At 68.3% G+C, this 14,207-nt stretch carries 18 protein-coding genes; 5 read left to right on the forward strand and 13 right to left on the reverse strand.

Going from position 1 to position 14,207, the window contains the following annotated elements; all coding sequences use genetic code 11:
• Window positions 1–8: 8 nt before the first annotated feature.
• The 12 genes from N5I32_RS06860 to fabG all read right to left on the reverse strand — a co-directional run bounded on the left by N5I32_RS06860 (window position 9) and on the right by fabG (window position 10,265).
• Window positions 9–1,217: a phage major capsid protein gene (locus N5I32_RS06860; RefSeq protein WP_261494646.1), complete on the reverse strand. Its 1,209-nt coding sequence runs from the start codon at window positions 1,215–1,217 to the stop codon at window positions 9–11.
• A gap of 33 nt (window positions 1,218–1,250) precedes the next feature.
• Window positions 1,251–1,808 carry an HK97 family phage prohead protease gene (locus N5I32_RS06865; RefSeq protein ID WP_261494647.1) on the reverse strand — a complete coding sequence of 186 codons (558 nt, stop codon included), beginning with the start codon at window positions 1,806–1,808 and terminating at the stop codon, window positions 1,251–1,253.
• A gap of 9 nt (window positions 1,809–1,817) precedes the next feature.
• A complete protein-coding gene (locus N5I32_RS06870) occupies window positions 1,818–2,051 on the reverse strand; it encodes a GTA head formation protein, RCAP_rcc01685 family (protein ID WP_261494648.1) in 234 nt (77 codons plus the stop codon).
• Window position 2,052: 1 nt separating this feature from the next.
• Window positions 2,053–3,225, reverse strand: a complete 1,173-nt coding sequence (locus tag N5I32_RS06875; RefSeq protein ID WP_261494649.1) for a phage portal protein — start codon at window positions 3,223–3,225, stop codon at window positions 2,053–2,055.
• Window positions 3,226–3,341: 116 nt separating this feature from the next.
• A complete protein-coding gene (locus N5I32_RS06880; RefSeq protein ID WP_261494650.1) occupies window positions 3,342–4,682 on the reverse strand; it encodes a DNA-packaging protein in 1,341 nt (446 codons plus the stop codon).
• Window positions 4,633–4,908, reverse strand: coding sequence for a hypothetical protein (locus N5I32_RS06885; protein ID WP_261494651.1), 276 nt, complete (start codon window positions 4,906–4,908; stop codon window positions 4,633–4,635). The genes N5I32_RS06880 and N5I32_RS06885 overlap by 50 nt, the downstream gene beginning before the upstream one ends.
• A 256-nt stretch (window positions 4,909–5,164) precedes the next feature.
• Window positions 5,165–6,328, reverse strand: coding sequence for an endolytic transglycosylase MltG (mltG, locus tag N5I32_RS06890; RefSeq protein WP_261494652.1), 1,164 nt, complete (start codon window positions 6,326–6,328; stop codon window positions 5,165–5,167).
• Complete coding sequence (gene fabF, locus N5I32_RS06895) at window positions 6,328–7,590, reverse strand: beta-ketoacyl-ACP synthase II (RefSeq protein ID WP_261494653.1); 1,263 nt, start codon at window positions 7,588–7,590, stop codon at window positions 6,328–6,330. Before fabF ends, mltG begins: the two co-directional genes overlap by 1 nt.
• A 112-nt stretch (window positions 7,591–7,702) precedes the next feature.
• Window positions 7,703–8,446 (reverse strand): 1-(5-phosphoribosyl)-5-[(5-phosphoribosylamino)methylideneamino]imidazole-4-carboxamide isomerase, encoded by a 744-nt coding sequence (locus tag N5I32_RS06900; RefSeq protein WP_261494654.1) that lies wholly within the window; start codon window positions 8,444–8,446, stop codon window positions 7,703–7,705.
• A gap of 120 nt (window positions 8,447–8,566) precedes the next feature.
• Window positions 8,567–8,944 carry a hypothetical protein gene (locus tag N5I32_RS06905; protein WP_261494655.1) on the reverse strand — a complete coding sequence of 126 codons (378 nt, stop codon included), beginning with the start codon at window positions 8,942–8,944 and terminating at the stop codon, window positions 8,567–8,569.
• A gap of 165 nt (window positions 8,945–9,109) precedes the next feature.
• Window positions 9,110–9,343, reverse strand: coding sequence for an acyl carrier protein (locus N5I32_RS06910; RefSeq protein WP_261494656.1), 234 nt, complete (start codon window positions 9,341–9,343; stop codon window positions 9,110–9,112).
• 184 nt (window positions 9,344–9,527) lie between these two features.
• Window positions 9,528–10,265: a 3-oxoacyl-ACP reductase FabG gene (fabG, locus tag N5I32_RS06915; protein WP_261494657.1), complete on the reverse strand. Its 738-nt coding sequence runs from the start codon at window positions 10,263–10,265 to the stop codon at window positions 9,528–9,530.
• A 130-nt stretch (window positions 10,266–10,395) separates the two neighbouring features.
• Between fabG and N5I32_RS06920 the strand changes: the two genes are divergently transcribed.
• On the forward strand, window positions 10,396–10,869 hold the full coding sequence (locus tag N5I32_RS06920) for a DUF922 domain-containing protein (RefSeq protein ID WP_261494658.1): 474 nt from the start codon (window positions 10,396–10,398) through the stop codon (window positions 10,867–10,869).
• A gap of 3 nt (window positions 10,870–10,872) precedes the next feature.
• On the opposite strand, the gene fabD is transcribed toward N5I32_RS06920, so the two are convergent.
• Window positions 10,873–11,802 (reverse strand): ACP S-malonyltransferase, encoded by a 930-nt coding sequence (gene fabD, locus N5I32_RS06925; RefSeq protein WP_261494659.1) that lies wholly within the window; start codon window positions 11,800–11,802, stop codon window positions 10,873–10,875.
• A gap of 120 nt (window positions 11,803–11,922) precedes the next feature.
• Here fabD and N5I32_RS06930 point away from each other — a divergent pair, with 120 nt between their 5' ends.
• The 4 genes from N5I32_RS06930 to rplI all read left to right on the forward strand — a co-directional run bounded on the left by N5I32_RS06930 (window position 11,923) and on the right by rplI (window position 14,174).
• Window positions 11,923–12,759, forward strand: a complete 837-nt coding sequence (locus tag N5I32_RS06930) for a cytochrome b (RefSeq protein ID WP_261494660.1) — start codon at window positions 11,923–11,925, stop codon at window positions 12,757–12,759.
• A gap of 160 nt (window positions 12,760–12,919) precedes the next feature.
• Entirely contained in the window at window positions 12,920–13,336 is a 417-nt protein-coding gene (gene rpsF / locus N5I32_RS06935) for a 30S ribosomal protein S6 (protein WP_261494661.1), read from the forward strand.
• 28 nt (window positions 13,337–13,364) lie between these two features.
• A complete protein-coding gene (rpsR, locus tag N5I32_RS06940; protein WP_261494662.1) occupies window positions 13,365–13,592 on the forward strand; it encodes a 30S ribosomal protein S18 in 228 nt (75 codons plus the stop codon).
• Between the two features lie 12 nt (window positions 13,593–13,604).
• Window positions 13,605–14,174, forward strand: coding sequence for a 50S ribosomal protein L9 (gene rplI, locus N5I32_RS06945; RefSeq protein WP_261494663.1), 570 nt, complete (start codon window positions 13,605–13,607; stop codon window positions 14,172–14,174).
• Window positions 14,175–14,207: the final 33 nt, after the last annotated feature.

A 14,207-nucleotide genomic window follows, 5' to 3' on the forward strand; every position in this document is an offset into this window, starting at 1 on the left:
CCGCCGCCTTAGGCGACCGCGAATTTCATCAGCTTGATCGCGGCAAAGTCGCTCACGTCGCCGCCGACACGCTTGGAGGCGTAGAAGAGGACGTGCGGCTTGGCCGAGAAGGGATCGCGCAGCACCCGCAGATCAGGGCGCTCGGCGATGGTATAGCCGATGTGGAAGTCGCCGAAGGCCATCGCATAGGCGTCCGGCGCGATGTCGGGCATGTCCTCCGCGATCAAGACCGGATAGCCCATCAGCCGCGCCGGCTCGCCCGACTGCAGCCCGTCCGACCACAGGAAGCGGCCGTCCGCATCCTTCATCTTGCGCACGGCCCCCGCGGTCTTCGAATTCATCACGAAGGTCGCGTTCGCCCGGTACTCGGCGTTCAGCGCATAGACCAGGTCGACGATCGCATCCGAGGCGTTGGTGGCCGAAAAGTCGCCCGCCGCGCCGGTCGGCACATAGCCAAGCGACCCCCAGGCCCAGACCCCGTCATCCACCGCCGAATGGCTCAGGAACCCCTTCGGCTTGTCGATGCCGTCGCCGGCGACAAAGGCCTGCGCCTCGGCCCGGGCGAACCTGTCGGCGATCCGGCCCGCCAGCCAGCCCTCGATGTCGAAGGCGCCGTCGTCCAGAAGCCGCTGGCTCGCCTTCGGCATCGCCGACAGCTCGTGCAGCGGGATCGAGATGCGGTCGATCTGCGGCGTGCCGGTTTCCGACAGCGTTCCGGTTTCCGTCGCCCAGCCCGACCCAAGGTCGGTGTGATCGACAAGCACGTCAAAGCTCGACGCCTCCACGTTGACCACGTTCGCGATCGATCGGATCGAGGCCATCGACTTCAGCACGCCCCTGATCCGGTCCGAGGTCTCGGGGTCGATCAGGAACCCGCCCTCGGCGTTCACCTGCGTGTTCAGCGCCTTGCCCTCCAGCGCAAGGCCGCGCAGCGCGTCGTCATCGCCCGACCGCAGATAGGCCGCAAAGGCCTTCTTGTGCGGCGCCTCGTGATCGACGGCGGTCGAAAGCGCCGGGCGCGCAATGGGGTATCCGGCGGCGTGAGATTTGCGATCCAGCATGGTCAGTCGCTCTTCCTGTTGTTGCAGCTTCGATGTCATCTCGTCCTGAAAGCCCTTGAATTCGCCGAGGAATCCCTGCAGCGCGGCCTTCACCTCCTCGGCCGGCGCGGCGGTCAAGCCTTCCCCGGCCCGAGCCTTCGTCTCGGTCTTTCTCATCCCATCACCTCAAGTCAGGGTTGGTTTCGCGGGTCAGCCGCCCGCCAGCATCCGGCGCGCGTCCCGAAACGCCGCCGCCAGTTCACGCAAGGCAGCCTCGGCTGGGTCCCCGCCCTTCGCCGCCACCCGCGCCTCGGGAAGCATCGGGAAGGTGACAAGCGACACCTCCCAAAGCTCCACCTCGCGAAGCAGCCTCTGCCCCTTCGAATCTCGCTCCGCCGTGACCGTGCGGTAGCCGATCGACAACCCGTCGATCGCCCCCGCCGCCAGCAGCGCCGCCGCCTCGCGCCCCTTCTCGACCTCGGTCAGGATGCGCCCCCTGACCCGCAGGCCGCGCGCATCCTCGGCGATCTCCTCCCAGACCCCGATCGGCTGGGCCGGGTCGTGCTGCCACAGCATCCTGACCGCGCGCCCCGCCTCCCTCAGCCCCGAGAGCGACCGCCGGTAGGCGCCCGCCAGAACGACATCGCCGCCCTGATCGGCCACCCCAAAGACCGAGGCATAGCCCTCGATCCGGCACCCGTCGGTCAGCACGATATCCTCGCCCAGCCGGCAGAACTTGGTCTCCAGCCCGCACTCCTTCACTTCCATCTGGCTCTCCTATCTCGCCCCGAACTCCAGGACCGACTGCGCCGCCTGGCTCAGGATGACGCCCACGACCCCGAAGACGGTCATCCACAGCCGCTTCTCGACACCAAGGATCATCGCCTCGATCCGCTCCAGCCGCCGGTCGACGGTCTCGAACTGCAAGGCCATGATTTTCTCGGTCGCCTCGAAGCGGTGCTCATGGGCGCATTCGAACGGCTCCTTCAGATAGCGCGACCCTGCCGCCACCTCAGGCCCCCTCGACAAGCGGCGGCAGCCCCAGGATCGCGCGCTTTTCGGCCTGCGACAGGAACTCCGCCTCGCCCACGCGCTTCCACTGCTGGTCGCGCTCGGCCGCAAGCGCGGGCACCTGGTCCAGATCGGGCCGCAACTCCACCTGCTCGCCCAGATGCGTCGACAGCCAGTGGCCGACCGCCGCCGCCACCCGCGTCGCCAGCGGCAGCACCGTCAGCCGGTAGAAGGCCCGGTTCGCCTCCTGGTAGTTCGCATAGGTCGCGTCCCCCGGAATCCCCAGCAGCATCGGCGGCACTCCGAATGCGACGGCGATCTCCCGCGCCGCGGCCTCCTTCGTCTTCTGGAACTCCATGTCCGAGGGGCTGAACCCCATCGGCTTCCAGTCAAGCCCGCCCTCCAGCAGCATCGGCCGCCCGGCATTGCGCGCGCCCTGATGATGCGCCTCCATCTCGCTCACCAGCCGGTCGTACTGGTCGGCCGTCAGGCTCCCCTGCCCGTCGGTGCCCTTGTAGACGATCGCCCCCGAAGGCCGCGCGGCATTGTCCAGAAGCGCCTTCGACCAGGCCGAGGCAGAGTTGTGCACATCGATCGCCACCGCCGCCGCCTGCAGCGGCGACAAGCCGTAATGATCGTCCTGCGGATGGAAGCTGCGGATGTGGCAGATCGGGTCCATCGGCCCGGTCATGTCGAACCGGTGCCGGCGCCCGCCCACCGCATAATCATAGGCCACCGGCCAGCCGTCCGCCCCCGGCACCACCGCCATCCGGTCGGAGCGGAGCACATGCAGCTCCTGCGGCAACCCGCCCGGCCCCACCGCCTCGACATAGCCGTTCCCGCTCAAAAGCAGCTGGCCGTACAGCGCCTCGAACAGTTCCGCCCGCCCCTGCCCCGGGTTCGGGCGCCGCATCAGGTCGACGACCGGATGCACCTCGTACCGGCGTTCGCGGTCCTGGCAGACGATCGGCAACGCCGCCGCCGCCTCGGCGATCAGCTTCACCGCCCGGAAACCCACCGGATTCCCGGCAAACCCCGTCTTCGTCAGGCTCACCGTGTCGCGCGGGCTCCAGGCCACGCGCCCCGCCGTGCCCCAGGCAACGACACGCCCCGTCGCCGAGGCCTTGCGCTCCGGCACAGCCTCGGCCGCGCGCCGGAAGAAATTCCACGCCATCCGCATCTCCCGTCTGATGAAACGGCCAAGGGTCCCGGCCCGATCGGCCCCCCTTCATTCTGGCCCAAATACTCCACGGGGGTCCGGGGGTGTGAAACCCCCGGCTTCCCCGCCGTTCACAAGCCGCGCACCTGCGGTCGCCGCCAGTGCCGCGCCGGCTCCAGGATCAACTCGCTCAGCGCCCAAACCAGCGCATCGACCCGGTCCGGGCTGCCCCGTCCCTGGTATCCCGCGACCGTCATCCGGCACATCTGGTCCTCAAGTCGTTCCAGCCCGCGCAGGTGATGCACCCGCCCCTGCTCGTAAAGCGCCGCCACCGGTTCCGCCCGTGCCGCCTTGCCGGCCTGCGCCGAGACGCCGCGGTAGGGGATCAGCGGATCGACCTGGCGCACCAGGCTCTCGACCAGCTTTCCGCCCTGGTTCACTTCCGCCACCAGCCGGTCGGCGCCATGCCGGCGGAACGCCGCCACCGCGGCCTCCGCCCACTGCAGCGGCGATCCCGACAGGCTCGCATCCTCCAGCACCCAGGCCCGCCAGGTTTCCGGCGGCCCCTCCGTCAGCGCCCCCGCGACCACGATCCCGCATTCGTCCGCCCCGGTCCTGCCCGACACCGCCGGATCGACCGCCACGACGATGCGCGACAGCCGCTCGGGCCGCTCCGCGCGCCCCACCTCGATCGTCGCCGTGGTCCAGAGCGCGCCTTCGACATCCTCGAGAAGCTCGCCGTCCAGTTCCTGCCGGCCCAGCCGTGTCCCGGCATAGCGGGCTTGCACCTCGGCCAGGAACGAGGCCGCCAGATGCGCCTTGTTCGCCCCGGTCGGCGCGTGCGTGATCACCGTCGAGGGGTTCTTCAGGATCGCCTTCAGCACGCCCACGTTCTTCGGCGTCGTCGTCACCACCTGCCGCGGATGCTCGCCCAGCCGCAGCGCGAACTGAAGCATGTCCCAGGCGTCCTCCGCCCGCTTCCACTTGGCCAGTTCGTCCACCCAGGCGGCATCGAACTGCGGCCCCCGCAGCGCCTCCGGCTCATGCGCCGAAAAGACCTGCGCGACCGCCCCGTTCGGCCAGACCAGCCGCTTGCGCGTTGCCTCCCACTCGGGCTTCCGGTCTGGGGGCGAGCACGCCAGGATGCCACTCTCGCCAAAGACCATCACCTCCCGCGCCTGCTCGACCGTCTCGCCGACCAGCGCCACGCGCCTTGCCCGGCCGGGGTCGAGCGGTCGCGCCCCCTCGACCTCGGCGCGGACCCATTCCGCCCCCGCGCGGGTCTTGCCCGCGCCGCGCCCGCCCATGATCACCCAGGTCTTCCAGGCGCCCTCGGGCGGCAACTGATGCGGCAGCGCCCAGAACTCGAACAGCCAGGGCAGCGACATCAGCGCGCCCTCGCTCAATCCGCCCAGGAAATCCTCAACCGTCTCCGGCGTCGCGCAGGCGAGCCAGGCGGCGGCCGATCTCAATGCGTGCGGCGTCGAAGTCGAGCGCGTAGTCGTGAACGACGCCCGCCTGCTCCTTGCTGAGTTTTGCAATCCGGTTCCTCTCCTCCAGAAACAGCGCAAGCGCCTTGCGCAGCTCCGACGCCACGCTTGCCCCCTTGCCGTCCCACTCGCCGCCTTGAATCCGCTGGATCAGCGCCTCGATCTCCGAAGCCGTCGCCGCAAGCAGCGTTTGCGTCTGCGCGATCATCGACTGCGCAGCCGGTTCTTCCGCCGTGAACCTCAATGTCATCAGGTCTTGGTCCGCCTCTCATGCCGGTCCGCACGAGCGAAATGAAAAAGCGGCCCTCGGGGGGGTGCCCCTCAGCCGCTCGCCCACTTCTTCTAGCATGTCAGAACGTATACCCTCGACCGTTCGCGAAGTCAAGGAAAAACCGTTTTGAACCAGACGGTTACCGGACTTTCCGTTTACCGTCTGTTAACCCGGCCGCAGCCGCCACCGACCCTCAGTTGCCGTCCGTCGCCTTCTGCTGCGCCTCGATCTCGCGCCACTTGGCGACATTGGCGTTGTGTTCCTCCAGCGTCTCGGCAAAGACATGGCCCCCGGTCCCGTCGGCGACGAAGAACAGATACTTCGTCTCAGCCGGGTTCAGCGCCGCGCGGATGCTCTCCTCGCCGGGGTTGGCGATGGGCGTCGGCGGCAACCCGTCGATCACATAGGTGTTGTAGGGCGTTTCCTTCTTCAGCTCGCTCTGCCGGATGCCGCGCCCCAGCACGCCCCTGCCCTCGGTCAGCCCGTAGATCACCGTCGGGTCGGTCTGAAGCCGCATCCCCTGCCGCAGCCGGTTGACGAAGACGCTCGCCACCACCGGCCGCTCCTCGGGTACGCCGGTCTCCTTCTCGACGATGGAGGCCATGACCAGCGCCTCCTCCGGCGTGTCATAGGGCAGGTCGGGCGACCGCTCGGCCCAAAGCGCGTCGATCGCCGCCCGCTGCCGCTGCCCCATCTCGGCCAGAAGCGCGCCGCGCTCCGACCCGCGCCGGACCTCGTAGCTGTCGGGCTTCAGGTATCCCTCCGCCGGCACGTCGCCCGCCTCGCCGGTCAGGAAATCTGCCCGCTTCAGCGCCTCGACCACCTGCCAGCTCGTCACCCCCTCGGCCAGCGTGATGCGGATGCGCGCATCGGAATCCTCGGCCAGGTCGACATAATCCTGCGGCACTGCATCCACGGCGGGATCGAATTTCACCCGCTCGACATAGCGGTTGGTGGCCGCGTCCAGCTCGCGCACGATGATGTCGACCGCCGCAACCCCGATCCGGTAGTTGATCTCGGTCCCGCAGGTCGACCGCCCGCTGCCCGCGACGATGCCCACGATCTCCTGCATCGAGGCGCCGGGCCCGATCAGGTAGGACCCGGCCTTCAGCCCGCCTGCCTTGCCCTCGTAATCCGCGCCGACCTTGAAGATGTAGGCCGAGGCGACGGCGCCCTTCTCCTCCAGCCCCTCCGCCACCTGCCACAGCTTCGCGCCCGAAGGCACCTTGTAGCAGATCGCATCGGCCAGCGGCCCCGGCCCGACATATTGCCGCTGCGCCCAGGCCACGACCCCTGCGACGACCACCAGCACGACGACCGCGATCGACAGGAAGTTGGAGGCGACGTGACGCCACATCAGTCCTTGACCCGCCCGAGGACAAGCGAGGCATTGGTGCCGCCGAAACCGAAGCTGTTGGACAGCGCCACGTCGATCCTGCGGCTGACCGCCTTGTTGGCGGCAAGGTCCAGCTTCGGCTCGACCGCCGGATTGTCGAGGTTGATCGTCGGCGGCGCCACCTGATCGCGCAGCGCGAGCACGCAGAAGATTGCCTCGACCGCGCCTGCCGCGCCCAGAAGATGCCCGGTCGCCGACTTGGTGGACGACATCGTGGCATTGGCCGCATGGTTGCCCAGAAGCCGCTCCACCGCGCCCAGTTCGATCGTGTCCGCCATGGTCGAGGTGCCATGCGCGTTGATGTAGTCGATGTCCGAGGGCTGCAGCCCCGCCCGCTTCAGCGCCGCCTGCATGCAGCGGAACGCGCCGTCCCCGTCCTCGGAGGGCGCGGTGATGTGATAGGCGTCGCCCGACATGCCGTAGCCCAGCACCTCGCAGTAGATCTTCGCGCCGCGCGCCTTCGCGTGCTCGTATTCCTCCAGCACCAGGACGCCCGCCCCCTCGCCCATGACAAAGCCGTCGCGGTCCGCGTCATAGGGCCGGCTCGCCTTCGTCGGATCGTCTGCCCGCTTGGTCGACAGCGCCTTGCAGGCATTGAACCCGGCAATCCCGATCTCGCTGATCGGGCTTTCGGTGCCGCCCGCGATCATCACGTCGGCATCACCCCACTGGATAAGCCGCGCCGCGTCGCCGATGGCGTGTGCGCCGGTGGAACAGGCCGTCACCACCGCATGGTTCGGCCCCTTGAAGCCGAACCGGATCGACACCTGCCCCGAGACAAGGTTGATCAGCGCGCCGGGGATGAAGAACGGCGAGACCCGCTTCGGCCCCTTCTCCTTGATCAGCACCGCCGTTTCCGCGATCGAGGTCAGCCCGCCGATCCCCGACCCGATCATCACGCCGGTGCGCAGCCGGCTTTCCTCGTCCTCGGGCTTCCAGCCCGAATCCTCGACCGCCATCTGCGCCGCGGCCATCCCGTAAAGGATGAAGTCGTCGACCTTGCGCCGGTCCTTCGGCTCCATCCACTGATCCGGGTTGAAGGTGCCGTCACCGCCATCGCCAAAGGGGACCTCGCAGGCGTAGGTCGTCACCACGTTCGACGTGTCGAACCGCGTGATGGGGCCTGCCCCCGACTGCCCGGCCAGAAGCCGCTTCCAGGTCTCCTCGACCCCGCACGCCAGCGGCGTGACCATCCCCAGACCCGTGACAACTACCCGCCGCATCGCCTGTCCTCGTTCCTGCCTTGCTTCAGCGGTTAGATACACGGCAATGGAAGCCACGGGCAAGGCCCGTCGCCTCCGCAAGCGATCCCGGCGGGCGATCCGGCGCCGGAGGTCACAGGAAGTCGGCGACCTTCTGCCGCGCCGGCCGCGCCTCGCGCAACGCCTCTGCCAGGTCGATCGTGCGGTTGAACAAGGCCCGTCCGACGATCGCGCCCGACACGTCCCCCAGCAGCCTCAGGCGCGATATGTCGTCGATCGTCCGGACGATGCCGCTCGCGATGACCGGCACCTTGGTCGACCTCGCTATCGCCTCGACCATCCCCAGCGACGCGTCCGCCCCCTCGATGTCGGCGGCGATGTCGGTGACGATGATGGCGGCAAAGGGCGTGCCCTTGAAGGCGTTGATGAACCCCTCGGCGGTATAGGCGCTTTGCGCCTTCCAGCCCTCGATCATCACATGGCCCTGCCACACATCGACCGCCAGCACGATCTGGTCGACATGCCGTTCCGCAAGTTCCTTCACCAGATGCGGGTTCTGCGCCGCCAGCGTGCCCACCACGATGCGCCCCGCCCCGAGGTCGATCCATTCCTCGATCCTGTCGCGAGAGCGGAAGCCGCCGCCCAGTTGCACCGGAATCCCCGCCTCGCGGATGATCCGCACCACCAGGTCTCGGTTGTCGAACTTGCCCGTGACCGCGTCGAAATCGGTGACATGCATCCATTCCGCCCCGGCATGGGCGAATTCCTTCGCCTTCTCGACCGGATCGACATGCCAGATCGCCGCCTCGGACATGTTGCCCCGCGGCAAGCTCACGCATCGTCCGTTCTGAATCTCGATCGTCGGGTAGATGATCATGCGGTCCTCCCTGCGCATAGTGCCGGACGCCCGGCCCCGCGCGCGGCCAAGGGGCACCCCGCATGCCTACCCTAGCAGGAATTTCGCCCGTTTCCCAATGCCATTCCCGGCACCGGACCGTCAGGCCCTGCGCGAGGTGGCCACCGCCACCAGCACCTGCACAGCGAGAATCGCCATCGCCGCCGTGCCGATCCAGCCGAAGAACCACATCCGCCCCGCCGCCGCGTCCTCGGCATAGGAGGCGGCAAAGCGCGCGCCGCCCACACGCGCCACTCCGTAGGCCACCGCCAAAAGGCCGCAGGCCACCGCAACGCGCGGGGCCGTCGTCAGGCGCAGCGCCGCAAGGGCGGAGACAGCGACCACGCCAGGCGCGATGGCGTAATAGGCCACCCGCTCCGCCCACCAGGGATGGGCACCCAGCCACTCGGTCAGACCCAGATGCGCGGCGACCAGCACGGCGGCAACCGCAACGGCAAGACTCAGGATCAGGTTTCGCATCGGCGCGGGGTCTCCTCGGCAAAGGCGCGCGGGCTGGCGTTGCGGGCGCACACTATGCGCGGACGCGGTCACCACCAAGTCACACCCCCGCGAGCGGAAAGCGGTCCCCGAAACGCAAGACGGCGCCCCACCGGGGCGCCGCCAATTCGGTCGCTGAGAAAGATCTCAGGCCGCTTCGGAGATGAACTTCACCGCATCGCCGAAGGTCTGGATGGTTTCGGCCGCATCATCGGGGATCTCGATGCCGAACTCTTCCTCGAACGCCATCACCAGCTCCACGGTGTCAAGGCTGTCGGCGCCCAGATCGTCGATGAACGACGCATTTTCGGTCACCTTGTCCTCGTCCACACCCAGGTGCTCGACGACGATCTTCTTCACGCGATCAGCAATGTCGCTCATGTCCAATCCTCATATTCGCGGGACCGCCCCGCCTTTGGTTCTTTGCTCGTTTTCAGAGCGGTTCTGGCCCTGCGTAAGGCAAGACCGCCGGCTGAAGCTCAGTCCCCCCCGGCAAATCAGCGCCGCCTATAGCACAGTCTTGGCATGAGGCAAACGCTTTCGCAACCGGCAGCGGGCCGACCGCTCAGATCATCGCCATGCCGCCGTTGACGTGCAGCGTCGTGCCGGTGACATAGCCTGCCTCGGGGCTGGCGAGATAGAGGACCGCCGCGCCGATCTCGTCGGCCTCGCCCATCCGTCCCGCCGGCACCTGCGTCAGGATGCGCGCCTTCTGCTCGTCGTTCAGCTTGTCGGTCATCGCCGTGGTGATGAAGCCCGGCGCCACGCAGTTCACCGTGATGCCGCGGCTCGCCACCTCATAGGCCAGGCTCTTCGACATGCCGACCATCCCCGCCTTGGCGGCGGCATAGTTGCCCTGCCCCGGATTGCCCGTCGCCCCCACGATCGAGGAAATGTTGACGATCCGCCCCCAGCGCGCCTTCATCATGCCCCGCAGGACACCCCGGCACAGCCGGAAGGTGGAGGTCAGGTTGACCTCGATCACCTCGCGCCATTCCTCGTCCGACATGCGCATGAACAGGTTGTCGCGGGTGATACCGGCGTTGTTCACAAGGACATCCACCGCGCCCATCGCCTCGACCGCCTGCTTCGGCAGCGCCTCGACCGCGGCGGCATCGGAAAGGTTGCACTGCAGCACATGCGCCCGCGCGCCCAGTTCCCCGGCCAGCGCCTCGAGCGGCTCCATCCGCGTGCCCGACAGCGCCACCGTCGCCCCCGCGCCATGAAGCGCCCGCGCGATCGCCCCGCCGATCCCCCCCGATGCGCCGGTGACCAGCGCAGATTTCCCCGTCAGATCGAACATCGCCATCCCCGCGTCAGACTGCCTGTCGCCCCCATAGCAGCCCGCCGCCCGCCGCGCCACCCGGCTTGCGGGAATCGCGGACAGGGCGCCGCTTTTGCGCTACCCTGCCCCATATCGCAGGGAGGCGCCGATGAAGGTCACTGTCACCTATCCCAAGCCCAAGGCGAAGTCCTTCAACGTCAAGGGCAAATCCATTCCCGAAGTCTTCAAGTCGCTGAACAAGAACGGCTACTGGGGTCGCTACAGGTCGGACGCGGACATCGACTGGGGCAAGGACGACCCGGTCAAGAAGGCAGACATCACCGCCGCGCCCTACATCATCCTTCCGACCTGGACCGACTACAGCAAGGCGACCAAGGACGAAAAGAAATCCTGGGACGACATGATGAAGGCGCTCGAAAAGCACGAGAACAACCACCACAAGATCTTCGAGGACGCGGTCGAGGAGTTCAAGAAGTCGATCGAGAAGCGCGACGACCTCTCTGCCAAGGACGCGAAATCGCTCTGGAAGGATTTCCTGAAGGACACCCAGGACGCCCAGGACAAGTACGACACCCGAACCAAGCACGGCGAGAAGGAAGGCGTCGAACTGGTCGAACCCTAGGCGCTATCCCTTCGCCGCGGCGATGTCCTCGGGCGCCGCGATGGCGCGGGTCTCCGCCTCCTTCGCGATGCGGCGGATCATGCCCGACAGCGCCTTGCCCGCGCCGATCTCCCAGAACGCGGCCACGCCCTGGCCCGCCATCCATTCGACCGATTCCCGCCAGCGCACCGCGCCCGTGACCTGTTCGACCAGCAGGCTGCGGATCACCTCCGGCTCGCTCACCGCCCGGGCGCGCACGTTAGCGACCACCGGGACCGCCGGCGTGCGGATCGCCACGTCGTCCAGCGCCTCGGCCATCACGCGGGCCGCAGGCGCCATCAGCGCGCAGTGGAAGGGGGCGCTCACCGGCAGCAGGACCGCGCGCTTGGCGCCACGCGCCTTCGCGATCTCGACCGCCCGTTCGACTGCCGCCTTGTGCCCCGACACAACCACCTGCGCCGGATCGTTGTCGTTCGCCGCCTGGCACACCTCGCCCATCGCGGCCTCCGCCGCCACCGCCGAGGCCGCCTCGAAATCAAGCCCGAGAAGGGCCGCCATCGCGCCCACGCCAACCGGCACCGCCTCCTGCATCGCCCGGCCGCGCTGGCGCAGAAGCCGCGCGGTGTCGGCCAGGCTCAGCGCCCCCGCGGCGCACAGCGCCGAGTATTCGCCCAGCGAATGGCCGGCCACAAAGGCCGCCGAGGTCACGCCGATCCCCTCCGCCTCCAGCGCCCGCATGACGGCGATCGAGGTCGCCATCAGCGCCGGCTGCGCATTTTCGGTCAGCGTCAGTTGCTCCTGCGCCCCCTCCCAGATCAGGGACGAGAGCTTTTCGCCCAGCGCGGCATCCACCTCGTCGAAAACCGCCCGCGCCGCCGGATAGGCATCGGCCAGGGCCTTGCCCATGCCGACGACCTGCGCCCCCTGTCCCGGAAAAACGAATGCCCGCGCCATCTCTTGCCCCCCGATCAAGCTTTCCTCCGGCATAGCGCGCACACGCGCCGCGCGCAATGCGTGCGGGTCTAGGCAAACCTCGCCTCTCGCGCCATCATGCCCCGGATCAGGGGGAACGGCATGGCGCGCCATCACGGACAGCACGGTTACGGCCCCGCGATGCGGTTTCTGCACTGGCTCGTGGCCGCGCTGATCGTTGCGGTGGCCTTGCGCGGGCTGACCATGGTCCGGTTGCCGGCCTCGACCGAAGCCGAGGCCGCGGGCGTATTCGCCGCCTACTCCGTTCACAAGACCGCGGGTCTGGCCGCCCTCGCGCTGATCCTCCTGCGCCTTGTAGCCCGGCTCCTGACCTCAGGCCCCGGCCCCCTGCATCCCGAACGCAAGGTGGAGCTTTTCCTGGCCCGGCTGACACACCTGACGCTCTGGGGCGCGATGATCCTTCTGCCGCTGTCGGGCTGGCTGCGCCACGCCTCCGCACCCGGAATCGCGCCGATCCTGTGGCCCTTCGGCCAGCACCTTCCCGGCATTCCCGCCGACGAATCGTTCTCGCGCCTCATGCAGACGTTCCACCGCCTTGCCGGCTGGGTCCTCGCGGCGGCGCTCGCCCTGCACCTCCTCGGCACCCTGAAGCACCTTATCGTCGACCGCGACACGACGATGGCGCGCATGACCACCGGGCGCGGCCCCTATGCGCCCCCCGCCGGCGGCGCCTGGATACCGGCGCTGGCCGCGCTCGGCCTCTGGATGCTCGTCGCCCTCGTTGCGCTCCGCACCGCCCCCACCCCGGAGCCCGACCCGTTCGAGGCGATCCCCGAAGGATTCGCCCCGCTGTCCGATCCCGCGCCGGAGACCGCCCCGCCCGCCGCGTCGATCCCTCCCCCCGACGCCGTGCCCGCGCCGGACGACGCGGCGGAGCCGTCCGAGCCGATCGACATGCCGCCGCCCCCCGCCGACTGACCGGGGCACCGACAGCACCGCGACCGGGCGCTTGCATCCCGCCCGCTTTCCTCTATAAGGCCGCATCCTTCCGCATTCACGAAACCGGCGTAGCCTCTCGTGGCGGGTCGCGGAAGGTTCGCCCGCCTATGAAGCCGCCCGAGACGTAAAAGGAGCATACATGCCGCTTTACGAGCATGTCCTGATCGCGCGCCAGGATCTTTCCAACGCGCAGGCCGAAGGGCTCATCGAACACTTCTCCACGGTCATTGCGGACAACGGCGGCAACGTCGTCGGGTCCGAATACTGGGGCGTCAAGACGATGGCCTACAAGATCAACAAGAACCGCAAGGGCCACTACGCCTTCCTGCGTACCGACGCGCCCTCGGCCGCCGTGCAGGAGATGGAGCGTCTCGCCCGCCTGCACGACGACGTCATGCGCGTCATGTCGGTCCGCGTCGATGCGCACGAGGATGGCCCCTCGGTGCAAATGCAGAAGCGCGATGATCGCGGGGATCGCGGGGATCGCGGCGACCGTGGCGACCGCGGTGATCGTGGCGACCGCGGTGATCGCGGCGAACGCCGTGAACGTCGTTGATCCGGACCTGAGGAAAGGAATATAACCCATGGCGAACAAACCGTTTTTCCGCCGCCGCAAGGTCTGCCCCTTCTCGGGTGAGAACGCGCCGAAGATCGACTACAAGGACGTCCGTCTGCTTCAGCGCTACATCTCCGAGCGCGGCAAGATCGTGCCGGCCCGCATCACCGCCGTCTCGGCCAAGAAGCAGCGTGAACTGGCGCAGGCGATCAAGCGCGCCCGCTTCCTCGCGCTTCTGCCCTATGCCGTGAAGTAAGGAGACACGACCATGCAAGTGATCCTTCTCGAACGCGTGGCCAAGCTTGGCCAGATGGGCGATGTCGTCAAGGTCAAGGACGGCTACGCGCGCAACTTCCTGCTGCCGCAGGGCAAGGCGCTGCGGGCCTCGGACGCGAACATCAAGAACTTCGAAACCCAGAAGGCCCAGCTCGAGGCGCGCAACCTCGAGACCCGGAAAGAGGCCGCGGCGCTCGCCGAGAAGCTCGACGGCCAGACCTATGTCGTGATTCGCTCCGCCTCGGACGCGGGCGCGCTCTACGGCTCGGTCACGCCGCGCGACATCGCCGATGCCGCCACCGCGGCCGGCTTCTCCATCGACCGTCGGCAGATCTCGCTCACGGCGCCGATCAAGGACCTCGGCCTGCACACCGTCTCGGTCGTGCTGCACCCCGAGGTGTCCGTCTCGGTGACCGTGAACGTCGCTCGTTCGGCCGAGGAAGCGGCGCTCCAGGCGTCCGGCAAGTCGATCCAGGAACTCGCGGCCGAAGCGGAAGCTGCGGCGGAATTCGAGATCGCCGAGCTGTTCGACGAAGTCGGCGCCGCGGCCGCCGAAGAATAATCGCGCCTTCAGGCCGATTTCCGACCGCGCCGG

Origin of the sequence: Albidovulum sediminis, assembly GCF_025380365.1 — a bacterium.
Lineage (GTDB): Bacteria > Pseudomonadota > Alphaproteobacteria > Rhodobacterales > Rhodobacteraceae > Albidovulum > Albidovulum sediminis.

What these genes read in the sequence shown, in the direction of transcription:
- rpsF (WP_261494661.1), top strand. Translation starts at nt 12,920, where the DNA reads ATGCCGCTTTACGAGCATGTCCTGATCGCGCGCCAGGATCTTTCCAAC.
- mltG (WP_261494652.1), bottom strand. Translation starts at nt 6,328, where the DNA reads ATGTGGCGTCACGTCGCCTCCAACTTCCTGTCGATCGCGGTCGTCGTG.
- N5I32_RS06905 (WP_261494655.1), bottom strand. Translation starts at nt 8,944, where the DNA reads ATGCGAAACCTGATCCTGAGTCTTGCCGTTGCGGTTGCCGCCGTGCTG.
- rplI (WP_261494663.1), top strand. Translation starts at nt 13,605, where the DNA reads ATGCAAGTGATCCTTCTCGAACGCGTGGCCAAGCTTGGCCAGATGGGC.
- N5I32_RS06865 (WP_261494647.1), bottom strand. Translation starts at nt 1,808, where the DNA reads ATGGAAGTGAAGGAGTGCGGGCTGGAGACCAAGTTCTGCCGGCTGGGC.
- N5I32_RS06875 (WP_261494649.1), bottom strand. Translation starts at nt 3,225, where the DNA reads ATGGCGTGGAATTTCTTCCGGCGCGCGGCCGAGGCTGTGCCGGAGCGC.
- rpsR (WP_261494662.1), top strand. Translation starts at nt 13,365, where the DNA reads ATGGCGAACAAACCGTTTTTCCGCCGCCGCAAGGTCTGCCCCTTCTCG.
- fabG (WP_261494657.1), bottom strand. Translation starts at nt 10,265, where the DNA reads ATGTTCGATCTGACGGGGAAATCTGCGCTGGTCACCGGCGCATCGGGG.
- fabF (WP_261494653.1), bottom strand. Translation starts at nt 7,590, where the DNA reads ATGCGGCGGGTAGTTGTCACGGGTCTGGGGATGGTCACGCCGCTGGCG.
- N5I32_RS06930 (WP_261494660.1), top strand. Translation starts at nt 11,923, where the DNA reads ATGGCGCGCCATCACGGACAGCACGGTTACGGCCCCGCGATGCGGTTT.
- fabD (WP_261494659.1), bottom strand. Translation starts at nt 11,802, where the DNA reads ATGGCGCGGGCATTCGTTTTTCCGGGACAGGGGGCGCAGGTCGTCGGC.
- N5I32_RS06885 (WP_261494651.1), bottom strand. Translation starts at nt 4,908, where the DNA reads ATGATCGCGCAGACGCAAACGCTGCTTGCGGCGACGGCTTCGGAGATC.
- N5I32_RS06860 (WP_261494646.1), bottom strand. Translation starts at nt 1,217, where the DNA reads ATGAGAAAGACCGAGACGAAGGCTCGGGCCGGGGAAGGCTTGACCGCC.
- N5I32_RS06910 (WP_261494656.1), bottom strand. Translation starts at nt 9,343, where the DNA reads ATGAGCGACATTGCTGATCGCGTGAAGAAGATCGTCGTCGAGCACCTG.
- N5I32_RS06900 (WP_261494654.1), bottom strand. Translation starts at nt 8,446, where the DNA reads ATGATCATCTACCCGACGATCGAGATTCAGAACGGACGATGCGTGAGC.
- N5I32_RS06920 (WP_261494658.1), top strand. Translation starts at nt 10,396, where the DNA reads ATGAAGGTCACTGTCACCTATCCCAAGCCCAAGGCGAAGTCCTTCAAC.